The following is a 20,075-nucleotide window of genomic DNA, read 5'->3' as shown; positions in this document are numbered from 1 at the left end:
CGTCGCGCCAGACGTTGCGCCGCACAAAAGGAGAAGGCAAACGGAATTAAATGCTGTATTGATGCAATAATATTGCATTTAAACCGGAGCCATCCCATGGACGTCGACCGCGCCCGCACTTTCCTCGAAATCGTCCACTCCGGCAGCTTTCTCAGAGCCGCCGAACGGCTGCATGTGACACAGACAACAGTCAGCGCGCGCATCCGAACGCTGGAAGACGAACTCGGACGGCAGCTCTTCGTGCGCAACCGCAACGGGGCACGCCTGACCCCTGCGGGCAAGGAGTTCGAGCGCTTCGCGCAGTCCTTCGTGCAGGTGTGGGAACGCGCCCGCCACCAGCTCGCCATTCCCTCGGGAAGAACCAGCGTGGTGGCACTCGGCGGCGAGCTCAGCCTCTGGAACCCGCTGCTTCTGGACTGGCTGGTCTGGATGAAATCGGCCGAGCCGAAAATCGCCATCCATGCGCATGTCGGCGTGCCTGACCAATTGCTGGAGCAATTGCGCACTGGCGTGCTCGACATAGCGGTGCTTTATGCACCCAAGCTGCTGCCCGGTTTCAAGGTCGATCTCCTGGTCGAGGAGCAACTGGTTCTGGTAAGGCGCACGGCAAAGGACGGCGCGGACCGGCGCGACGACTATGTCTATGTCGACTGGGGGCCGCTGTTTGCCGCACAGCACGACGCCAGTTCGACGGCATTCGGCGAGCCCGGCCTGCTGGTGGGGCTTGGTCCTCTCGGTTTGAGCTATATCCTGCGCGCCGGGGGCATGGGTTACTTCCGCAAGGGCGTGGTGTCGCCGCTCATCGATGAAGGCAAGCTAGAGGCGGTCGAGGGGGCGCCGCAATTCACCTATCCGGCCTATGCCGTCTATTCGGAAGCCAGCGAAAGCCGGCCGGACCTGAAGGACGCGCTGAGCGGCCTGCGACAGGTGGTGAAGAACGCTGCCCTGACATCAGACTGGTCTTGATCTGAGACCGCGCGGATGGCCCCATCACGCTCTATCCCCTTGTTTAAGCGTGATATTTTTCAGAAAACCGGGTCCCACATTTCGGGATCATGCCCGGTCCGCCTCCATCGCCACTTCCGCTTCAAGCGCTTCGCGGTCACGTCCGAGCGTAGCGGCGGCAACAACCCGCCCGCCCTGCTTGTAGCGGACCACGGCATCTGCGGCTGCAATATCGCCATCGATGTCGACCGCATCCCATTTGGCCGCGTGGCCGACATAGTTGATGGTGGTTTCGTAGTGGGCACTCCAGAAGAAAGGCACGTCGGTGAACCGCCGACGCGCGCCCAGCATGTTGAAGGCCGCCGTCTGGCCCTGGCGCTCGGCAACGACCCAGTGCTCGATGCGGCGCAGTTCTCCGGTGGTGGCATCCGGCCATTCGGCCACATCGCCTGCCGCGAATATGCCGGGAATGCTGGTCTCCAGATGATCGTCGACCAAAACGCCCTGCACGACATTTATCCCCGCATCCCTGGCCAATGCGGTACGCGGTTTCACGCCGATGCCGACCACGACGAGATCGGCAGCGAGCACGCCGCCACTTTGCAGGGTTACGTCCTTTTCGCCGATGCTGGTCGCCTTGTCGTTCAGGTGGAACGTTACGCCGTGGCGTTCGTGCAGGGTGCGGACGAGTTCTCCCAATTCCGGTCCAAGCACTCGCTGGAGCGGAAGCGCGCCCGGCGCGACGACATGAACGTCGACGCCGCGCGTACGCAGGGCGCCGGCGACCTCGAGGCCGATGAAGCCCGCCCCGACCACCACCGCGGTTTTCGCCGTCTTCGCCCGCTCGATGATCGCCCGGCTGTCGGCAAGTGAGCGCAGGATGAAGACATGCGGTTTTTCCGCGCCCGGAATGGCGAGCCGCACGGGCTCGGCTCCTGTAGCCAGCAGAAGCCGGTCGAAAGGGAAAAGCTGGCCGTCGACGGCAAGGACGGTCCGCGCATCGCCATCGATGCGGCTGACGGTCGTTTCCAGCCGCAGGTCGATATTGTTCTTGACATAGAATTCAGGGGACCGCAGCGGAATCCAGTCCTCGGAAGCGGCTCCGGAAAGATAATCCTTCGACAGGTTCGGCCGGTCGTAAGGGGCGTCGGCATCGGAGCTCAAGACCGTCAGCTCGCCTGCATAATCGAGGCGCCGAAGCATCTCGGCGGCGGCGAAACCCGCCGCACCGCCGCCGATGATGACGATGCGCTCCGGCCGGTCTGGCCGCTGTACGGTCCGGGCTGGTGCTGGCTCGGCCTTCTCCGTCACGAAGACCCGGCCGTCGCGGTGCTCGACCTTCCAGCAGGCGATCGGGTCGAAAGCCGGGGCTCCTAGCGCCTCGCCGGTTCGGAGACTGAAGCAGGCGTGGTGCCATGGACACCGAACCGTGTCGCCGACGATGATCCCCTGGCTGAGCGGCCCGCTGTAATGCGTGCAGACCCCGCCGACGGCGAATATTTCATCGCCGGATTTTGCCAGAATGACGGTTTTCTTGCCAATGCGGCCTTCGATGATGACTCCATCCTCGAGCATTTCCACTGGAACGCCTTGCGTGAGGTCGGGGCCTGTATTGCTGCCTGACTGCGAACCCATCGCCACATACCTCCTGCTCGAGCTGATATGTTACTTGGACGCGGAAGGCGCGCAAAGGTTCCCCGATGGACCGCCTGCTTTGGGGCAGGCAACACGATCTTCGGGAACCGATTTCAGGAAGACGCATCCAACCGGCGTAACCGCAACGGATCGGATGGAGAACGCGTGATGGATGCGATGTTGAAAAGCGCGAACGGATCGGCAGACCTCGCCGACAGGCTGTTCGGTCCAGCGCCAGCGCATCCGCCGATCAGGAAGCGGCCGACGCGTGAGCAGGCCGAAGCCGCGGTGGCGACCCTCATCGGCTGGGCCGGCGACGATCCGCAGCGCCCCGGCCTGCTCGACACGCCGGCCCGCGTGGTGCGCGCCTATGAGGAATGGTTTCGAGGCTACGCAGAGCACCCGGTCGAACTGCTGGAACGCACGTTCGAGGAAATAGGCGGCTACGAGGAAGCGGTCGAGCTCCACGACATAGAATTCCACTCGCACTGTGAGCACCATATGGCCGGCATTCGCGGCAGGGCCTATATCGCTTACCTGCCGGTCGGACGGGTCGTCGGCATCTCCAAGCTGGCGCGGGTCGTCGAAGCCTGCGCCCGGCGCCTGCAAATCCAGGAACGGATGACAGACGACATCGCCAACGCCATCGAAGCTGCACTGAGACCACGCGGCGTCGCCGTCGTCATCGAGGCCGAGCACGCGTGCATGAGCTCGCGCGGGGTCAATGTTCACGGTACGCGCCTGGTGACCAAGCGTATGATCGGCGCCTAGGACGACGCCGGTCTGCGGCGCGAATTCCTGGCCTCGATCGGATTCTAGCTCTTCGCCTTCTTCGAGGATGCGGGAGTTTTCGCATCCTTCGACCGCTCGGCGACTGCCGCGCCGGCCCCGGTCTTTGCCTCAAGCGGCTTTGCGGCTTTTGGAGATGCATTCTTGACAGCCATTCTGCCATTCCTCGTTCCGGCGGCATGATTGCCGCGACCAGACAATGGATGATCGGCAGCTTCGGTTCCGGTGCACTTTGCCGATAGTGGCGCTTCAGATCACCAGATCGGCCTTGCGCCGCCGTTGCAGCACGCGATCGACATTCGGCATGTCGTTGGAGGCGACCCAGGCCCGCGCCTCCTCTTCCGACTTGCCGTGCTCGCTCCAACGCTGAAGCAGGCGTTGCTCGAGATCGGCGCGCGGGACTTCGAGGAAAATGCCGAAATCAAGCAGCGGGGCAAGGCCGCTCCAGGGCGCCTCGTCGAGAAGCAGGTAATTTCCTTCCACCAGCACGAATTTGACGTCCGCCCCGATTATCGCCGCGCCCGCCCGGGCAATCTCGAGACTGCGATCGAACACAGGCACGGCGATGTCCGCCTCTCCGCGCCTTATCCGCTGCAGGAGATGCTCGAAACCTGCATAGTCGAAGGTTTCAGGAGCGCCTTTGCGGTCTCTGAGGCCGCGCTGCCGCAGAACCTCGTCGTCGAAATGGAACCCGTCCATCTGGATGACCGCCGTCGAGCCTTCGGGCAATACTTCGCGCAACAGTTCCGAGAAGGTGGACTTGCCGGCGCCTGGCGCACCGGCAATGGCGACGATGAAGCGCCGTGCCTTGGCAGCGCTGCGGAAAATCGTGGCGGCAACGGAGGCGATTTCGGACATGACCACTCCGTGAGCTGTTGAGGCGGCATTTTGCGACGCTCCGTTGAAAATTTCAAACACGCAGTTCGCGAAGCGGTCCGGCGTCCCTCCGGAAAAACCGGATTGCGATATTCCGTCCAAGGCTGTAACGCCTGGGGTCCCGGCCCTTGAACAGCCCACACGAACAGGTTCTCGTTGCGAAACGCCTTCCATTTCGTTGCACCCTCGTTGCGCAAAGTCGCGGCGATCCTGCTGCTCATTAGCGCGGTCGCGGGATGTTCGACGACGTCGACGCTGAACACCGTCGAAGCACCTGAGCCGGTATCGTCCAAACACGCGGCGATCGTGGTCGACGGGAACGGCGGCAAAGTGCTGTTTCAAACAAACGCCGAAGCGCCACGCTATCCAGCGTCGCTGACCAAGATGATGACGCTCTACATGCTGTTCGAGGCGCTGGAGGAGGGTCGGATTTCGAAGTCGTCGCTGATCCCGGTTTCGGCCCATGCTGCCGCGCAGCCTCCCTCCAAACTTCACCTGCGGCCAGGCCAGTCGATCGACGTGGAAACCGCAATCCAGGCGCTGGCCGTCAAATCGGCGAACGACGTGGCGGCAGCGGTAGCCGAATTCCTGGGCGGCACGGAAGGTCAGTTCGCCGCGGCGATGACGGCCAAGGCGCGGCAAATCGGCATGCGCGGCACCGTCTTCCGCAATGCTTCCGGCCTTCCGGACGAGGCGCAGAGGACCACGGCGCGTGACATGGCTCTGCTGGGCATGAGCCTGCGCAAGCGCTTCCCCCAGCACTTCCATTATTTCTCGCAGCAGTCCTTCGTCTACAACGGCAAGGCAATCCGCGGGCACAACGGGCTGCTGAAGGATGTCGACGGGGTCGACGGCATCAAGACAGGCTATATTCGCGCCTCGGGCTTCAATGTCGCCACGACTGTCAAGCGGGGTGGCCGTAACCTGGTGGTGGTGGTGATGGGCGGCGATTCCGCGCGCGCCCGCAACGCCGAGGTCGAGCAACTGATCGAGCGCTACCTGCCCTCGGCCTCAGGCGCGCCAAATCTCATGGCGATGGACTGAACCCGGCCTCTCAGAAACGGCCGACATCGGCGAAAGCAATTGCCTTGCGAATGACAGCGACGAACCGTTCCCCGGCGATGGAGCGTTCGCCACTATTGTCGATAGTGACGACACCGGCGCCCGCTGTTTCCATGGCCGAGGCCCGGGCGAGCCGAGCGAGAACCTCCTGGCGCGTTTCGCGCCCGCGCACCGCAAGACGCTCGCTCAGAACCTCCGGCTTCGCGGTGATCACGGCAACGGCGACATTCTCATAGCGCTGGTGCAGCGCCGTTATCTTGCCGCGCGAGACATTGGCGACGACGATGCGGCCATCGCCGATCGCCTGGTCGACGCTTGCCGGTATGCCGTAGCTGAGGCCGTGCGCCTGCCATGAAAGGGCGAAAGCGCCGGCCGCCTCGGCCCGCGCGAAGGCCGCTTCGTCCAACGTATCGTGCTCCTCGCTGCCGCTGTCGCACGGCCGCGTGACAGTACGGCGAACGAACGCGACAGCGTCATCACCGGTAAAACGCTCGCGCGCATAGTCGATGACGGTGTCCTTGCCGGCACCGCTGGGGCCGACCACGGCGATGAAGACGCCGTTGCGGATCGGAAATGTGACGCGGGCCTGCTCCCGCTCGATAGAGGCCGAGACCATCATGCCACGCGGCGTCCCTGTCGCCATACGGTATGCACGGCCGGCACCTGCCAATCGATGGCGGACGCCACGACGGCAAGTCCGGTGAACGGAGTTCGGCCAAGCCAACTGGCTGCGACGCTCGTCAGAACGGACTCTGGCCCCGGAGTGTAATTAATCGCATATCGCATCGTCTGTTCCTCGCCGCCTCGATGCCATAGGCGATTTGCATGACGAATTGACGAAGCCCGATCAATGCCAAGTGATAGCAGACAAGCGGCGGCAAGTCACCACACACGCCTCACACCGAAGTGAGGGTTGGAGAGTGCAGCGTGCATTGACCTGGGTGCGGCAACGATGCTCAATCGCGACGGCAGATGAAGCCGGGGCGAATTTTGATGAGAAGAACGGTTTTGACCGCGGCGGCGCTCCTTGCGCTGACGTTTCAAGCTCTTGGCGCCGGAAGTCCCGATCCGTCAAAGTGGCAAGACGTTCTGGCCGAAGCCAGAGGCGAAACCGTCTATTTCAATGCCTGGGGCGGCGCGGAAAACATCAACGCCTATCTCGAATGGGCCGGCGGCGAATTGCAGAAGCGCTACGGCATCAGGCTTGTGCATGTGAAGCTCGACGACACCGCCAACGCAGTCGCCAAGGTGCTTGCCGAGAAAGCAGCCGGCCGTGACGAGAGCGGTACGGTCGACCTGATCTGGATCAATGGCGAGAATTTCGCCTCGATGAAACGGCAGGGCCTCCTGTTCTCACCGGGATGGGCCGAAAAGCTGCCCAATTGGAAGTTCGTCGACGTCGACGGCAAGCCGACTATCCGCACCGATTTCACGGTACCGATCGAGGGCCTCGAAAGTCCATGGGGCATGGCCAAGCTGGTGTTCTTCTACGATTCGGCCAGCATCGACGCCGCCACCCTGCCGAAATCGGCGAAGGAACTGCTGGCTTGGGCCAAGAGCAATCCTGGCCGCTTCTCCTATCCGCAGCCGCCGGATTTCACCGGCCTGTCGTTTCTCAAGCAGGTTCTGACAGAACTGGTGTCTGACCCTGCCGTTCTGCAACAGCCGGTAGACGATACCTCGTTCGAAACGGCCACCGCGCCGCTCTTTGCCTATCTCAACGCGTTGAATCCGCTGCTGTGGCGCAGCGGCAAGGCGTTTCCGCAGAACTATCCTGCAATGAAACAGCTTCTGGCCGACGGCGAGGTCGACATCATCTTCGCCTTCAATCCCTCGGAGGCCTCCAGCGGCATCGCCAATGGCGAATTGCCCGACACGGTGCGGTCGTTCGTCTTCCCGCGCGGCACGCTCGCCAATACGCATTTCGTCGCCATTCCCTACAACGCCGCCGCCAAGGCCGGTGCCCTGGTGACCGCCGATTTCCTGATTTCGCCGGAAGCGCAACTGCGCAAGCAGGACCCGAAAATCTGGGGCGACCCGACCGTGCTTGCGGTCTCGAAGCTGTCCCCCGAGGATAAGGCCGGTTTCGAGGCGCTCGATCTCGGCGCAGCCACGCTCAAGCCAGACGAGCTCGGGCCCGCACTTAACGAACCGCATCCGAGCTGGATGGAACGGCTGGAAGTCGAGTGGAAACGCCGCTACGGCGTGGCGAACTGAACAGATGATCAGTCAGTTGGCCGGAGCGGCAAGCACCCCCCTCCCGGCAGTACCAAGCGGTGTGCCCTCGCCATTTGGCCTTGCCGTCATATGCTGACGCGGCTCGGGCCCCCCCTGACGGTAATCCTCCTTACGGGTCCGATCCTCATCGGGCTTGCCGGCACGCTGCTGCCGGCCTTCGGCTATCTGCCGGCACTGGGTGGAATGGAGTTCACACTGGATCATTTCGCCAAGCTCCTGTCGCGGCCCGGCATCGTCACCTCGGCGCTGCTCGGTTTGGCCTCCGGCCTGGTGACGGCCGGAATTGCCCTCTTGATCGTTGCGGCTTTCATCGCCGCATGGGCCGGAACCCCAACATTCTCGCGCGCCCAGCACATCGTCTCGCCGCTGCTTTCGGTGCCGCATGCGGCCGCGGCGTTTGGGCTGGCCTTTCTCATCGCGCCCTCGGGCATGGTCGCGCGGCTGATCTCGCCGGAGCTGACCGGCTGGCAACGGCCGCCCGATCTTCTCATCGTCAACGATCCCATCGGGCTCTCGATGATGGGCGGCTTGATCGTGAAGGAAATACCGTTCCTGCTGCTGATTGCGCTGGCGGCACTGCCGCAAATCGATCTCGCACGCACCAGGGCGCTCTCCGCCTCGCTCGGCTATGGCCGGATCGCCGGCTTCGTCTACGGCGTCTGGCCGCCGCTCTATCGCCAGATCAGGCTGGCGGTCTTCGCCGTCATTGCCTTCTCGACTTCGGTGGTCGACGTCGCCGCGATCCTCGGTCCGACAACGCCGGCGCCGCTTGCCGTGCGCCTCCTCGCCTGGATGAACGATCCGGCGCTCGCCACGCGCTTCATGGCGGCCGCCGGGGCGCTCCTGCAGCTTTGCGTCACCGCGGCGGCGATCCTGATCTGGATTGGGCTCGAACATATAGGTGCGGCAATTCGCGATCATGCGCGCCGCTGCGGGCTTCGCTTCCGTCACGACCGGTGGCTTGGTCGGGCAGCGCTTGGCGCCATGATGCTTGCGGCATCGACGGTGCTTGCGGGGCTCGCCACGCTTGCGGTGTGGTCGATCGCCGGCCTCTGGCAGTTCCCGGACGCATTGCCCCAGAGTTTCACCGCCAAGAGCTGGGTGGCGACCGCGCCACGCATGCTTGCACCATTGAGCACGACGCTGCTGGTCGCCACGCTTTCAACACTGATCGCCGTCGCGTTGACCGTGCTCTGCCTCATGCGCGAAGATGAGACCGGTCGCATCGCCGGACGCCGCGCGCTGTTGCTGATCTATCTTCCATTGATCATGCCGCAGGTCGCCTTCCTGTTCGGATTGCAATTGCTGTTTTTGCTTACCGGCACCGCCGCCAGCCTGCCGGCGCTGGTGCTGGCGCATCTGATCTTCGTCATGCCCTATGTATTCCTGTCGCTTGCCGATCCGTGGCGCGCCTTCGACAAGCGCTATGAAGCGGTGGCCGCAGGGCTGGGCCGGACGCGGCTGGAAACCATGTTGCGGGTGAAGCTGCCGATGCTGCTGCGCGCCATTCTGGTGGCGGCGGCGGTCGGCTTTGCGGTGTCGGTCGGCCAGTACCTGCCGACCGTGCTGATCGGTGCGGGACGCCTTGAAACAATCACCACCGAGGCGGTTGCGCTCGCCGCTGGCGGCAATCGCCGCATCATTGGCGTCTACACCTTCCTGCAGATGCTGCTTCCGGCTGTGGGCTTTGCGGTTGCCACCATCGTGCCGGCGCTGATATTCCGGCACCGTCGCGGCCTCAGGGTCTGAGCCGCGCTTCATTGGAAATCAGCAAGATCGATGGACGACAAGGGACTGTTTCTCGACCGGGTGTCGATCGCGCTGAACGGGCGGATACTGGTCGCCGTCACACATCGCGTCCTTCCCGGCGAAGTGCTCACCGTCATGGGGCCGTCCGGCTCGGGCAAGTCGACGCTTCTGGCCTTCATCGGCGGTTTCCTCGACCCGGCCTTTGCCGCCTCCGGCCGGGTGCTCATCAACGGTTTCGATTTCACAGCGCGGCCGGCCGAGGATCGCCATGCCGGCATCCTGTTCCAGGACCCGCTGCTGTTTGCGCATATGTCGGTCGGCGGCAACCTGGCGTTTGGCATTCCGGCTTCGGTGAAGGGAAAGGCGGCACGATCCGCGCTTGTCGACGCCGCCCTCGAGGGTGTTGGCCTTGCAGGCATGGCGGCGCGCGACCCGGCAACGCTGTCGGGAGGCCAGAAGGCACGCGCCGCGCTTGCCCGGGCGCTCCTGTCGTCGCCGCGCCTGCTCCTGCTCGACGAGCCGTTCTCGAAGCTCGACGCCGAATTGCGCAGCCAGATGCGCGAACTCGTCTTTGCCAAGGCCCGCACCAGCGGGCTTCCGGTGGTGCTGGTCACCCATGACGAAGCAGATGCGCGCGCGGCCGGCGGGCCGATCGTCCATGTCGGGGCCACCGAATGACCGCCTTGCCTGACCTTCCGGTCACTGCCGTGCTGCCCGAGCTGGCGCAAGCGCTCACCACCGGAACGGCGGCGGTGCTCGTGGCGCCGCCGGGCGCCGGCAAGACCACGCTGGTGCCACTGGCGCTGCTCGACGCACCCTGGCTCGGCAGCGGAAAGATACTGCTTCTGGAACCGCGCCGGCTGGCCGCGCGCGCTGCCGCGCGGCGCATGGCCGAGCTTCTCAGGGAGGAGCCCGGCGGCACCGTCGGCTATGCCATGCGCATGGAGCGCAGGATGTCGGCTCGGACGCGAATTCTGGTCGTGACCGAAGGCATTCTGGCGCGCATGATCCTCGATAATCCGGATCTGCCGGACGTATCGGCGATCATTTTCGACGAGTTTCATGAACGCTCGCTCGACGGCGATTTCGGGCTGGCGTTGGCGCTTGATGTGCAGGGTGCGTTGCGGCCGGACCTGCGGCTCCTGGTGATGTCGGCAACACTTGACGGCGCGCGCGTGGCGAAACTGCTCGGCTCGGCGCCAGTGATCGAGAGCGAAGGCCGCAGCTTTCCGATCGACATTCGCTACCGCGAACGCACCGCCGGCATGCCAGTGGAAGAAGCGATGGCAAGCGCCATCCGCGAGGCGCTCGCCGCTGAGAGCGGCAGCATCTTGGCTTTCCTCCCCGGTCAGCGCGAAATCGAGCGCACGGCCGAGCGGCTGCAGGGGCGGCTTGCCGAAAACATCGATATCGCACCGCTCTACGGCATGCTCGACGGCCGCGCGCAGGATGCGGCCATCAAGCCTTCGCCGGCTGGACGCCGCAAGGTGGTTCTGGCCACCGCGATCGCCGAAACCTCGATCACGATCGACGGCGTGAGGGTGGTGATCGATTGCGGCCTGTCGCGCCTGCCGAAATATGAGCCGGCAAGCGGGCTGACCCGCCTTGAAACCCTGCGTGTTTCGCTCGCCTCGGCCGACCAGCGCGCCGGGCGCGCCGGACGCACCCAGCCGGGCGTCGCGATCAGACTCTGGCGTGCCGAGCAGACGGCGGCACTGCCCGCCTTCACGCCGCCCGAAATTCTCGAGGCCGATCTGTCCGGCCTGGTACTCGACTGCGCCTCCTTCGGCGTTGCCGATCCAGCACAACTTGCATTCCTCGATCCACCGCCTGCACCCGCTCTTGCCGAGGCCAAGACCCTGCTTCGCGCGCTCGACGCCATCGATGCGGCCGGACGGCTAACATCATCGGGAAGTGAAATGCGCAAGCTGGCGCTGCCGGTCCGGCTCGCGCATATGGTCGCGGAAGCGGCGAAGATCGGATGTGCCGAGGACGCGGCGCTGCTTGCCGTCCTGCTCACCGAACGTGGCCTCGGCGGCGAGGCCACGGATCTGGAACGACGTTTGTCGCGCTTTCGCGGCGAACGCTCGCCTCGCGCCGCATCCGCTCGCCAACTGGCGCAACGGCTTTCAAGACAGGCTGGGGCCTCCAGCGCATCCGAAAGCGAACCTCCTTCGCCCAGCCGCCTGCTACTCTTCGCCTGGCCCGACCGTGTCGCCAAAGCGCGCGGCGAACGCGGTCGCTTCTTGCTTGCCAATGGCAGCGGTGCGGCGCTCGACCCGGCCGACCCCCTTGCCGGCGCGGCCTATCTGGTCGTCGCCGATATGCAAGGTAAGGCGCAGAATGCGCGCATCACCGCTGCGGCGCCCGTTTCGGAAACCGAAATCCGCGACACGCTCGGCGCCCGGCTTGAAAGGCGTACCGAAACCGCTTTCGACCGCGAGCGGCGCGGCGTGCGCGTGCGTGAAACGGTGCGGCTTGGTGCGATCATCCTGTCGGAGCGCATGCTGCCGGCACCGAGCGGCGCGGATGCGGACCGCGCCATCATCAACGCCTTGCGCGAGCACGGGCTTTCGCTGCTCGACTGGAGCAAGGAGACGCAAAGCTTGCGCGACCGCCTGCGCTGGCTTCATCAGGGACTTGGGCCGCCCTGGCCCGATATGTCCGACGCGGCATTGCTTGCCGGCCTCGATGACTGGCTGTTGCCCTTTCTCACTGGAGAAGCATCCTTCGCGCGCATCGATCCAGGCACCGTGCAGGCTGGTCTGATGTCGCTGGTCCCGCACGATCTGCAACGCAGGATCGCCTCGCTGGCGCCCACCCATTTCGACGCACCGTCGGGCAGCCGGGTGCCGATAAGCTATGAGGGCGAACAACCCGTTTTGGCGATCCGCGTGCAGGAACTGTTCGGGCTCGACCGGCATCCGGCGATAGCGGGCGGCACTGTGCCGTTGACGCTCGAGCTTCTGTCGCCTGCCCACCGGCCTATCCAGACCACGCGCGATCTGCCGGGATTCTGGCGTGGCTCCTGGGCCGATGTGCGTGCCGACATGCGCGGGCGTTACCCAAAGCACGTCTGGCCGGAAGATCCGCTCTCGGCGGCGGCCACCAGCAGGGCCAAGCCGCGGCTCAAATAATGCTTGGCGCGCGGCGGTCTGCGGAGCATAAGACCGCATGATCAGAATGCTGCAGACGCCCGACTTCCAGCAACCGCACCGGCTGCGGCTGAATACGCTGATCCGGCTGCGCTGGTTGGCGATCATCGGGCAAAGCGCCACCGTCATCATCGTTGCCTATTGGCTGGCGTTTCCGTTGCCGGTGAGCCTGTGTTTTGCGCTGATCGCCTGCTCGGCCTGGCTCAACCTGCTCCTGACCTTCCGCTATCCCGCCGCCCATCGGCTGAAGCCGCTTGCGGCACTCGGCATACTGACCTTCGATTCGATACAGCTAGCCGGCCTGCTTTACATGACCGGCGGCCTGACCAATCCGTTCTCGCTGTTGATGACGGTGCCCGTCGTCATCTCCGCCACCTCGCTGCCGCTGGCGCTGACCGCCCTGCTCGGCGCGCTGGTGACGGTCATGGCGACGCTGCTGGTGTTCTTCCACCTGCCGTTGCCCTGGATCGACGGCAACGAGTTGCCGATGCCGTTCCTCTATGTCGCCGGCATTTGGCTGGCCGTGCTGTCGACACTTGCCTTTACCGCCGTCTATGCCTGGCGGGTAGCCGAGGAGGCGCGGATGCTCGCCAATGCACTTGCCGCGACCGAACTCGTGCTGCAGCGCGAACAGCACCTTTCCGCGCTGGACGGGCTGGCGGCGGCCGCCGCCCACGAGCTCGGCACGCCGCTCGCCACCATCGCCCTGGTCGCCAAGGAGATGGAAAGGGCGCTCGGAAAGGATTCGAAATACCACGAGGACGTGACCTTGCTGCGCACGCAAAGCGAGCGCTGCCGTCAGATCCTGACGCGGCTGACCAGCCTGTCGTCGACCACGGAAGAGCATATGGCACGCCTGCCGCTGACCTCCCTGGTCGAGGAAGTGATCGCACCGCATCGCGATTTCGGCATCACCATCAAACTGGAACCCGGCGAGCAGATCGGCCCCGAGCCGGTGGGGCATCGCAATCCGGGGGTCATCTACGGTTTCGGCAACCTGGTGGAGAACGCCGTCGATTTCGCCGTCAGCACCGTCACCATCCGCTGGCGCTGGGATGATCGAAATGTCGTCTTCGAGGTGATCGACGACGGCCGCGGTTTCCCGCCCGAGATCATTGACCGCATCGGCGAGCCTTATATGTCGACCCGCCTGGGCACCGAGCCCGGCGGCGGGCTGGGGCTCGGCTTGTTCATCGCCAAGACCCTGCTCGAGCGCTCGGGCGCAACCCTGTCCTTCTACAACGCCAATGAGCGCGGCAAAGGCGCCGTCGTTCAGGTGGAGTGGCCGCGCGACGTGTTTCTCAATCCACCGTCAGCCGAGTCTGCCATGTTCGACAGGGTCTGATCGCAGGCAGTGAGGTGGCGCCGCCGTCCATAAAAATGGGGATTGGCCAGGGTCAGCCGACTGGAGCAGTCGCCTGGAGTGGAAAATCCGACACCCAAAGCCTATATTCGCGCCAACGAAGACACGCATGGTGATCGGTTATGGAAGAAGAGACGGTTGACGGCAACATTACGGGCGACGACACCTCGCTGCTGATCGTCGACGACGACAAACCGTTTCTGACCCGCCTCGCGCGCGCCATGGAATCTCGCGGCTTCCAGGTCGAAACCGCCGAGAGCGTCGAGGAGGCCGTCGCCAAGGCGCGCGCCCACGCGCCCGCCTATGCGGTGGTCGACATGCGGCTTGCCGACGGCAACGGTCTCGATGTGGTCGCAGCCATTCGCGAAAAGCGCGCCGACGCCCGCACCGTCATCCTGACCGGCTACGGCAACATCGCCACTGCGGTCACCGCCGTGAAGCTCGGCGCCGTCGACTACCTGTCGAAGCCGGCCGACGCCGACGACGTTTTCGCGGCCCTCACCAGAACCAGCGGCGAGCGGGCGGCTCCTCCGGAGAACCCGATGTCGGCCGATCGCGTGCGCTGGGAACATATCCAGCGGGTCTACGAGATGTGCGAGCGCAATGTCTCGGAAACGGCAAGGCGCCTCAACATGCACCGGCGCACGCTGCAACGCATTCTGGCAAAGCGCGCGCCGCGTTAAGTTATCCTGTCCGTGCCCGTGCGGTCCGGCTTTCGGACCAACGCCGATTGCTATTCGCTCTCGTTTTCCAGCACCGGCACCGCGACGCCGGCCAGTTCGGCTGCAAGCAGCCGGGCAGCGCCCGCGCGTGCGATCCTCAGCATCAGCGCCTTGCGCGTCGCGGCCGCAATCCGATGCTCCGGTGCTTCGCGCATGATTTCGGCGCCGTAGCCGTCCGAAAGAATGAAGCCGCATTGCTCGGGGAAGATTTCCGCCGGCACGCCGGGATGGGTGGCGAAGAAGAAGCGATCGCAATGCAGCCGATAGTCGGGCCACTTGCGGTCGACATTGAAATCCTCGATCGATGACTTGATTTCAATGATCCAGATGTCGCCTCGCCGCGTCAGCGCGACAAGATCGGCGCGTCGACCGCTTGCGAGCGACAGCTCCGGCAATACATGCGCGCCCATTTCGCTCAGAAGGCGTTGCACGCCGCGGCGCACCACCATCGCCCATTCCGATTGGCGACCATCTGCAAGCGGGTTTTTGAGAATCGGCGAGACGAGCGGCATGGGGCGAGTATGCCATGCAATGTTCTCGTTTTGAACCCGGCGCGAAGAAACTTCTCGTCGCCTTAAACGGGGCGTCCCTGCATCCTATGCGTGTTGCCAAAATACCATAGCGGAGAGTTTACGCGCAGGTCGGTCTCTTCGGGATCGCCTTGCCACTTGGCAATGCCGGAGCGCGTCTCTTACAAATAACGGCGAAAATGCGGCTCGAATCGGGCCGAACGGGGGTCTGGTTCACAGCAATGGATTGCCGCATGCGCATGAAACCCTTCGTCGTCGCCGCTGGCCTGGCCCTTGCAACCGCGCTTGCCGGCTGCACTAGCTTCGGCGCTTACAAGGTGTTCTCCTCCGACTACGGCTCGCGCACGGATGCCGGCTATCAGCTTCCGTCGATCCCGATCTACAAGGTCGACAAGAAATATCATCGCCAGATCGTACCCTATGAGACTGGCGAGAAGCCCGGCACCATCATCGTCGACACATCAGCCAAGCATCTCTATTTCGTGCTGCCCGAAGGCAAGGCGGTGCGCTATGGAATTGGCGTCGGACGTGAAGGTTTCGAGTGGAGCGGCACGGCGCGCGTTGCGCTCAAGCGCGAATGGCCGGTCTGGACGCCACCGGCGCCGATGATCGGACGCCAGCCGGAGCTGGCAAAATGGCGCGGCGGCCAGCCCGGCGGCCTGGACAATCCGCTCGGCGCGCGAGCCCTCTACCTGTTCAACAAGGGCGGCGACACCGGCTACCGGCTGCACGGCACGCCGGAATGGGCCTCGATCGGCAAGTCGATGTCTTCCGGCTGCATAAGGTTGATCAACCAGGACATCATCGATCTCTACAATCGCGCCGAAGTCGGCGCGAAGGTGATCGTGCTTTAAGTTCTTGTTTGCCAAGAAATTTTGAACGGAGTGGATAGTTTCCTGGAATTGCCTCAAATGAGTATACAAGCGGACCGTCTCGGCAACACGGACGTCCAAACAGAAACCGGGCCCAAAAGCCCGGTTTTTTGTTTTCAGATCAGATTAGGCGGTCAGGCGACCTGTTCGACCTGCTGGACTTCCGGCACGAAGTGACGAAGCAGGTTCTGGATGCCGTGCTTCAGCGTCGCCGTCGAGGAGGGACAGCCGGCGCAGGCACCCTTCATGTGCAGGAAGACGGTGCCGTTCTCGAAACCGCGGAAGGTGATGTCGCCACCGTCCTGCGCGACTGCCGGACGCACCCGCGTGTCGAGCAGTTCCTTGATCGTGGCAACGATTTCGGTGTCCGCCTCGCCGTAGAACTCGCCGCTGCGATCGGCTTCGGAAGCCGCCGCATGGCCACCCACCGCCATCACCGGCGCGCCCGACATGAAATGCTCCATGATCGTGCCGAGAATGGCTGGCTTCAGATGCTGCCAGTCCGGGTCGTTCTTGGTGACGGTAATGAAGTCGTAGCCGAAGAAGACCCCGGTGACGCCGGGGATGTCGAACAGCTTCCCGGCAAGCGGCGAGGCTTCGCGCGCATCCTCGGCGTTTCGAAAATCGACGGTACCCTGGGCCAGGACTTCCTTGCCGGGCAGGAACTTCAACGTGGCGGGGTTTGGGGTCGCCTCGGTCTGGATGAACATGGCCGCTTCTCCGTGCGCGTCTGCGCGTGAAATCTGGAATAATTCTAAATAGTCTTTGCCCAGGCGACATTCAAGCGAAACAGTGTCGCGGGAAGTGCTGATCTCAAGGTCAGGCCAGCTCGTCGAGCTCTTCCTCCGACAGGTTCTGGGGCAGGACCGTGACCGGAATCGGGAAGGCTGCGCCCTTGCCGGCGATCGAGCTCACCAGCGGGCCTGGACCCTCCTTGGAGGAACCGGCGGCGATCACCAGAATGGCAATATCCTGATCCTCCTCGATCAGCCGATGGATTTCCTCCGTGCGCTTGCCCTCGCGCACGACCAGCTCCGGTTCGATGCCGAGGGTCTCGCGCACCTTGGACGCGTAGCCGTCGAGGGTCGATCGCGCGGCTTCCGCGGCTTCCTCGCGCATGATCTGCTCGACGCCCAGCCAGTGCTGGAAATCGTCCGGCTCGATGACATAGAGGAGCACGACCACGCCTGACGTGTTCTTGGCCCGCCGCGAAGCATAGGCCACCGCACGTTGGCATTCGGGCGTGTCATCGACGATCGTCAGAAATTTCCGCCGATGTCCGGCTTCCCGGCTGAGGCGTTTCGAGACCATATTACAACCCCGTTACGGGAGGTTCGCGTCGACGCAATCTGCCACCAGCACGGGCCGGCGGCAAGCGTCATCCTGTCGTCAGCCGCTGACCAGACCGATAATGTCACGCACCGCCTTCATCGTCGTCTCGGCGATGACGCCGGCCCGCTCGCCGCCATCACGCAGGACGCCGTCGACATAGGCCTGGTCGGCCGAGATGCGGCGCATCTCCTCAGCGATCGGGCCAAGCTTGGCTACCGCGACATCGGCCAGCATCGGCTTGAACTCGGAAAACTGGCGGCCGCCGAACTCCGCCAGCACCTTCTCCTTGCTGGTTTCGGCAAGGGCCGCATAAAGGGTGACGAGGTTCTCGGCTTCGGGACGCTCCTTCAGCCCTTCGACCTCGGATGGCAGGCCTGCCGGATCGGTTTTCGCCTTGCGGATCTTCTTGGAAATGGTTTCCGCATCATCGGTCAGGTTGATGCGCGACAGGTCCGAAGGGTCGGATTTCGACATCTTCTTGAGGCCGTCGCGCAACGACATGACGCGTGGCGCCGGCCCTTCGATAAGCGGCTCGGTCAGCGGGAAAAAGCCGTTCACCTTCTCCTCGCCCGACATCATCTCGACACCGACGCCGAGATCGGCAATGCGGTCGGAATAGTCGTTGTTGAATTTCTGGGCAATGTCGCGCGTCAGTTCCAGATGCTGCTTCTGGTCGTCGCCGACCGGCACATGGGTGGCTCGGTAGACGAGGATGTCGGCCGCCATCAGGCTCGGATAGACGAACAGCCCCGCCGAAGCGTTTTCACGATCCTTGCCGGCCTTCTCCTTGAACTGCGTCATGCGGTTCAGCCAGCCCATGCGGGCGACGCAGTTGAACACCCAGGCTAGCTCGGCGTGCTGCATCACTCGGCTCTGGTTGAAGACGATATGCTTCTTCGGATCGATGCCGGCCGCCAGAAACGCCGCCGTCACCTCGCGCGTCGCCTTCATCAGCTCGACCGGATCGGGCGCGATGGTCAGCGCGTGCAGATCGACCACGCAATAGATGCAGTCGTGGCTCTCCTGAAGCAGCACAAAGCGGCGAATGGCGCCGAGATAGTTGCCGAGATGAAGGTTTCCGGTCGGCTGTACACCGGAAAAGACGAGCGGTTTGAAGGCGGTCATGAAATGTCCCCGAGAGCTGGTGGAGGGCCTCGTAAAGAGGTGAGAGGTGCGGGGCGCTGATACCGCGCCGGTTGCATTCATTCAAGGGGCGGCTCTTCGGTCTCTTCACGTGGCTTCGCCGGGCCGCGTCTCAGGCTGCGCCGTACCATGCCGGCATCCGCACCGCCTATGCCGAAGGCCACGGCGAAGTAGACGATCGCCGCCGCGACGATCAGCATGGCAAGCGTTGCCGCCTGAACATGGACGGGAGTGGCGGGCGCCAGATAGGCCGCGAGATAGCGAACTGCGAAATAAAGGAAGCCGGCCATCACCGCCGCCGCCAGCACCAGGCGCGGAATGCGCGTGAAGAGCGGAATATCGCTGCCCCAGTGCCCGCGCCGGATCAGCATGCCGAGCAGGAGCGCGGCGTTGACCCAGCCGGCGAGCGCCGATGCGACCGCGATGCCGGGCGCGCCCATCGAGGGAAACAAGGCCAGTGCCGCGGAGATGTTGACTGCCACCGAGATCGCGGCGAAGGCCATCGGCGTGCGCGTATCCTCGCGCGCGAAATAACCTGGCGTGAACGCTTTGATCAGCACGAAGGCGGGCAGGCCGAGGCCGAAGATCGCCAGGATTGCCGCAACCATCGGCGTGCCGTTGGAGGCGGCGAAGGCGCCGCGCTCATAGAGCACCCGCACGATCGGCTCGGACATGACAAGCAGCGCCGCCGCCGCCGGCAAGGTCAAGAACAGCGTGAACTCGACGGAGCGGTTCTGCAGATTGGCGGCCTCCTTGAGGTTGCCTGCCTTCAGCGCGCGGGCAAGTTCCGGCAGGAGCACGATCGCCACGGCGATGCCGACGACCCCGAGCGGAAGCTGGTAGACGCGGTCGGCATAGGCGAGCGAGGAAACGGCACTTGCCTGGCCCGATGCGATGGCCGTGCCGATCAGTTGATTGATCTGGGTAATGCCGCCGGTGATCGCCGCCGGAAATGCCAGCCATAAAAGCCGCCTGACATTGGGGGTGAAGCGCGGGCGGCGAAAGCCGATCGAGATGCCGGCATGGCGCACCGCGCCCCAGACGATCGCCAGCTGGACGAGGCCGGCAACGAGCACGCCCCAGGCCAGCGCATAGCCGACCTTCAACTCGTCATACCCATCGTACCAGGCATAGACCAGCACAGCGATCAGGATGACATTGAGGAATACCGGTGCGAGTGCCGCCGCGAAATAGCGGCGCAGCGAATTCAACATGCCGCTCATCATCGCCGCCAGTGACATGCACATGAGATAGGGAAACATGACGGTCGCCAGCGCCACCGTCAGGTCGAACTTTGCCGGATCGTCGGCAAAGCCCGGCGCCACGATGGTCGAGACCAGGAGCGGCATTGCCAGTTCCATCAGGATTGTCAGCAGGACGAGCACGCTGAAAAGAACGCCGAAAACCTCTTCGGAAAACTTCTTCGCGCCGTCATTGCCATTGGCTTCGATCTCCTTGGCAAACAGCGGCACGAAAGCGGTATTGAAGGCCCCTTCGGCAAAGAGCCGGCGGAAGGTGTTCGGAAACTGGAAGGCGGCGTTGAAGGCGTCGGCAACCGGGCCGGTGCCAAGCGCTGCTGCCATCAGCATTTCGCGGGTGAAGCCGAAGACGCGGCTGAGCAGTGTACCGGACGCGACGGTGGCGAATTTCCTGATCAGGCTCAT

Annotated in this window: 19 protein-coding genes; 10 read left to right on the top strand and 9 right to left on the bottom strand. The window is 64.0% G+C overall.

All coding sequences use genetic code 11. The features are described from left to right. Positions 1 to 96 precede the first annotated feature (96 nt). On the top strand, positions 97 to 966 hold the full coding sequence (locus ACLKMW_RS11365) for a LysR family transcriptional regulator (protein WP_415724578.1): 870 nt from the start codon (positions 97 to 99) through the stop codon (positions 964 to 966). 87 nt (positions 967 to 1,053) lie between these two features. Here the strand turns inward: ACLKMW_RS11365 and ACLKMW_RS11360 are convergent, their stop codons facing one another. After that, positions 1,054 to 2,580, bottom strand: coding sequence for an FAD-dependent oxidoreductase (locus tag ACLKMW_RS11360; RefSeq protein WP_415724577.1), 1,527 nt, complete (start codon positions 2,578 to 2,580; stop codon positions 1,054 to 1,056). A 168-nt stretch (positions 2,581 to 2,748) separates the two neighbouring features. On the opposite strand from ACLKMW_RS11360, the gene folE reads away from it, so the two are divergent. Next, the gene (gene folE, locus ACLKMW_RS11355) at positions 2,749 to 3,351 is read left to right on the top strand and encodes a GTP cyclohydrolase I (RefSeq protein WP_415724576.1); all 603 of its coding nucleotides are present in this window, start codon (positions 2,749 to 2,751) and stop codon (positions 3,349 to 3,351) included. Between the two features lie 44 nt (positions 3,352 to 3,395). On the opposite strand, the gene ACLKMW_RS11350 is transcribed toward folE, so the two are convergent. After that, positions 3,396 to 3,524: a hypothetical protein gene (locus ACLKMW_RS11350; RefSeq protein ID WP_415724575.1), complete on the bottom strand. Its 129-nt coding sequence runs from the start codon at positions 3,522 to 3,524 to the stop codon at positions 3,396 to 3,398. Positions 3,525 to 3,618: 94 nt separating this feature from the next. Then, positions 3,619 to 4,227 (bottom strand): nucleoside triphosphate hydrolase, encoded by a 609-nt coding sequence (locus ACLKMW_RS11345; RefSeq protein ID WP_415724574.1) that lies wholly within the window; start codon positions 4,225 to 4,227, stop codon positions 3,619 to 3,621. A 174-nt stretch (positions 4,228 to 4,401) separates the two neighbouring features. On the opposite strand from ACLKMW_RS11345, the gene ACLKMW_RS11340 reads away from it, so the two are divergent. After that, positions 4,402 to 5,289: a D-alanyl-D-alanine carboxypeptidase family protein gene (locus ACLKMW_RS11340; protein ID WP_415724573.1), complete on the top strand. Its 888-nt coding sequence runs from the start codon at positions 4,402 to 4,404 to the stop codon at positions 5,287 to 5,289. Positions 5,290 to 5,299: 10 nt separating this feature from the next. Here ACLKMW_RS11340 and phnN read toward each other — a convergent pair whose 3' ends face one another. Further along, positions 5,300 to 5,926 carry a phosphonate metabolism protein/1,5-bisphosphokinase (PRPP-forming) PhnN gene (phnN, locus tag ACLKMW_RS11335; RefSeq protein WP_415724572.1) on the bottom strand — a complete coding sequence of 209 codons (627 nt, stop codon included), beginning with the start codon at positions 5,924 to 5,926 and terminating at the stop codon, positions 5,300 to 5,302. 374 nt (positions 5,927 to 6,300) lie between these two features. On the opposite strand from phnN, the gene ACLKMW_RS11330 reads away from it, so the two are divergent. From ACLKMW_RS11330 to ACLKMW_RS11305, 6 genes are all read left to right on the top strand, one after another. After that, complete coding sequence (locus ACLKMW_RS11330) at positions 6,301 to 7,524, top strand: ABC transporter substrate-binding protein (RefSeq protein ID WP_415724571.1); 1,224 nt, start codon at positions 6,301 to 6,303, stop codon at positions 7,522 to 7,524. A gap of 90 nt (positions 7,525 to 7,614) precedes the next feature. Continuing rightward, the gene (locus tag ACLKMW_RS11325; RefSeq protein WP_415724570.1) at positions 7,615 to 9,294 is read left to right on the top strand and encodes an ABC transporter permease; all 1,680 of its coding nucleotides are present in this window, start codon (positions 7,615 to 7,617) and stop codon (positions 9,292 to 9,294) included. A gap of 30 nt (positions 9,295 to 9,324) precedes the next feature. After that, positions 9,325 to 9,972, top strand: a complete 648-nt coding sequence (locus ACLKMW_RS11320; RefSeq protein WP_415724569.1) for an ATP-binding cassette domain-containing protein — start codon at positions 9,325 to 9,327, stop codon at positions 9,970 to 9,972. Further along, the gene (gene hrpB / locus ACLKMW_RS11315) at positions 9,969 to 12,431 is read left to right on the top strand and encodes an ATP-dependent helicase HrpB (protein ID WP_415724568.1); all 2,463 of its coding nucleotides are present in this window, start codon (positions 9,969 to 9,971) and stop codon (positions 12,429 to 12,431) included. Before ACLKMW_RS11320 ends, hrpB begins: the two co-directional genes overlap by 4 nt. A 37-nt stretch (positions 12,432 to 12,468) precedes the next feature. After that, positions 12,469 to 13,794, top strand: a complete 1,326-nt coding sequence (locus tag ACLKMW_RS11310) for an ActS/PrrB/RegB family redox-sensitive histidine kinase (RefSeq protein ID WP_415724567.1) — start codon at positions 12,469 to 12,471, stop codon at positions 13,792 to 13,794. 140 nt (positions 13,795 to 13,934) lie between these two features. After that, entirely contained in the window at positions 13,935 to 14,495 is a 561-nt protein-coding gene (locus tag ACLKMW_RS11305) for an ActR/PrrA/RegA family redox response regulator transcription factor (RefSeq protein ID WP_415724566.1), read from the top strand. Positions 14,496 to 14,545: 50 nt separating this feature from the next. On the opposite strand, the gene ACLKMW_RS11300 is transcribed toward ACLKMW_RS11305, so the two are convergent. Further along, entirely contained in the window at positions 14,546 to 15,046 is a 501-nt protein-coding gene (locus ACLKMW_RS11300) for an MmcB family DNA repair protein (RefSeq protein WP_415724565.1), read from the bottom strand. A gap of 251 nt (positions 15,047 to 15,297) precedes the next feature. On the opposite strand from ACLKMW_RS11300, the gene ACLKMW_RS11295 reads away from it, so the two are divergent. Then, positions 15,298 to 15,918, top strand: coding sequence for a L,D-transpeptidase (locus ACLKMW_RS11295; protein ID WP_415724564.1), 621 nt, complete (start codon positions 15,298 to 15,300; stop codon positions 15,916 to 15,918). Between the two features lie 152 nt (positions 15,919 to 16,070). Here the strand turns inward: ACLKMW_RS11295 and ACLKMW_RS11290 are convergent, their stop codons facing one another. The 4 genes from ACLKMW_RS11290 to murJ form a co-directional block, all read right to left on the bottom strand. Beyond that, positions 16,071 to 16,646, bottom strand: coding sequence for a NifU family protein (locus ACLKMW_RS11290; RefSeq protein ID WP_415724563.1), 576 nt, complete (start codon positions 16,644 to 16,646; stop codon positions 16,071 to 16,073). Between the two features lie 109 nt (positions 16,647 to 16,755). After that, the gene (locus ACLKMW_RS11285; RefSeq protein ID WP_415724562.1) at positions 16,756 to 17,247 is read right to left on the bottom strand and encodes a universal stress protein; all 492 of its coding nucleotides are present in this window, start codon (positions 17,245 to 17,247) and stop codon (positions 16,756 to 16,758) included. A gap of 78 nt (positions 17,248 to 17,325) precedes the next feature. Then, the gene (gene trpS, locus ACLKMW_RS11280) at positions 17,326 to 18,393 is read right to left on the bottom strand and encodes a tryptophan--tRNA ligase (RefSeq protein ID WP_415724561.1); all 1,068 of its coding nucleotides are present in this window, start codon (positions 18,391 to 18,393) and stop codon (positions 17,326 to 17,328) included. Between the two features lie 77 nt (positions 18,394 to 18,470). Then, positions 18,471 to 20,075 carry a murein biosynthesis integral membrane protein MurJ gene (gene murJ / locus ACLKMW_RS11275; RefSeq protein ID WP_415724560.1) on the bottom strand — a complete coding sequence of 535 codons (1,605 nt, stop codon included), beginning with the start codon at positions 20,073 to 20,075 and terminating at the stop codon, positions 18,471 to 18,473.

The sequence above is a fragment of the Borborobacter xinjiangensis genome, assembly GCF_047739745.1.
Taxonomy (GTDB): Bacteria; Pseudomonadota; Alphaproteobacteria; order Rhizobiales; family Rhizobiaceae; genus Pseudaminobacter.
This window is presented reverse-complemented; position numbering and strand designations above follow the sequence as displayed.